We start from the raw sequence: 1,582 nt of genomic DNA, 5'->3' as shown, positions 1-1,582 counted from the left end.
ACTAAAGCTGTAAGTAAAGCCCTTGATCAAAACGCGATCGCCAAACGCCTTCCCCACGTTCTCCAGGTCGATCACTTTCTTGCCGATCCGCCGACCTGCGGTAGAAATGGCAACTTTACCCTGCGCCTGCTTAAACTCCTGCGCCTGCATTTCGTGGATGCGATCGATTCGGGCTTTTTGCTTGGTGCTGCGGGCTTTGGGTCCGCGTTTGAGCCATTCGAGTTCGCGTCGTAAAACTCCGGCGTGTTTGCGCTGACTGCTGACTGCGACTTCTTCGGCTTCGGCTTTTTTCTCCAGATAGTAGGCATAGTTGCCGCTATAGCTGAACAGCTCGCCCCGATCAAGTTCAATAATCCGATTCGTGACGCGATCGAGAAAATAGCGATCGTGGGTAATCAGCAGCAGCGCGCCGCGAAACCGATTGAGATAGCTTTGCAGCCACTCGACTGAAAGCGCGTCCAAATGGTTTGTCGGCTCATCCATCAGCAGCACATCCGGTTCAGATAGCAATGCCGATGCCAGGGCAATTCGTTTGCGATAGCCGCCCGACAGATCGCCAATTCGCGCTTCGAAGTCCTGAATTCCAAGCTGGCTCAGAATGCTCTTGGCGTTGTTTTCCGCATCCCACGCGCCGATCGCCTCCATTCTTCCTGTCACCTGAGTCAGCCGGGCCATCAGCCGCTCTGGGTCACCGTGCCCATGGGTAAGCTTGTCAGAAAGTTCTTCGTATTCGCGCACCAGCGTCATTTGTTCACCGCCGTCGGCAAACACCTGATCGATCACCGTGCGGTCTTCGTCCATGTCGGGCTGCTGCGGTAAATAGACAATCTTTGTGCCCGAATTTTTCCAGATCTCGCCGCGATCGATCGGCTCCAGCCCGGCAATCATTTTCAGCAGCGTCGATTTCCCGGAACCGTTGATGCCAATCAGCCCCACCTTATCGCCTTCTTCCAGGCTGAAACTGGCATCTCTCAGGATTTCTTTGATGCCAAAGTCTTTGGAAACCGATCGCAGCGTAAAAATTGTCATGAGTGCCCGGATTGCTGTTTTTCTGTTGCCGTTTCTCATCCAGTCTACCTGTTTGGTTTAGAGGTGAGTTTTTCCGAAAAACAATTGAACTCGATCGCCCGACTGCTGCTAAACTAGAAAGGTTGTAGTGTAATTTGCGGTTTCTCCCGGCCATGGCAGTTCCTAAGAAGAAAACCTCGAAATCGAAACGAGACAAACGCAAAGCGACTTGGAAGCGCAAGGCGGCACTGCAAGCTCAAAAAGCCCTGTCTCTCGGCAAGGCCGTTTTGAGTGGACGCTCTTCCTTTGTTTATCCGACCGAAGAGGAACAAGAGGAAGAAAGCTAACACTAACAAATGGAGAGTCGGCACAGGCTTGGGGGGTCTTTTTGTTGACGTAAATTTTGCCCTGATGGCAAAATTCAACGCTACGGTGTGATTAGTACCCATATCACTATCTCTACTGGAATCATGATAGGGAAATTCTTCCGTAAACCAGAATCAGATCAGAACGAACGCGTTCCTCCCGGTCAATACCTCACAAAAGGTTTCCCCGTGCTGACTTATGGTCAGAC

General features: G+C 51.6%; 2 protein-coding genes. One reads left to right on the top strand and one right to left on the bottom strand.

The window, feature by feature from the left end; translation table 11 throughout:
* Nucleotides 1-1,029, bottom strand: a 1,029-nt coding sequence (locus H6F80_RS08420; protein WP_190791127.1) for an ABC-F family ATP-binding cassette domain-containing protein, incomplete at its 3' end; no start/stop codon positions are given.
* Nucleotides 1,030-1,181: 152 nt separating this feature from the next.
* On the opposite strand from H6F80_RS08420, the gene rpmF reads away from it, so the two are divergent.
* On the top strand, nt 1,182-1,355 hold the full coding sequence (gene rpmF, locus H6F80_RS08415) for a 50S ribosomal protein L32 (protein WP_190502286.1): 174 nt from the start codon (nt 1,182-1,184) through the stop codon (nt 1,353-1,355).
* Nucleotides 1,356-1,582 lie beyond the last annotated feature (227 nt).

It is taken from the genome of Leptolyngbya sp. FACHB-711, from assembly GCF_014695615.1.
GTDB lineage: Bacteria > Cyanobacteriota > Cyanobacteriia > Elainellales > Elainellaceae > Leptolyngbya_A.
This window is presented reverse-complemented; position numbering and strand designations above follow the sequence as displayed.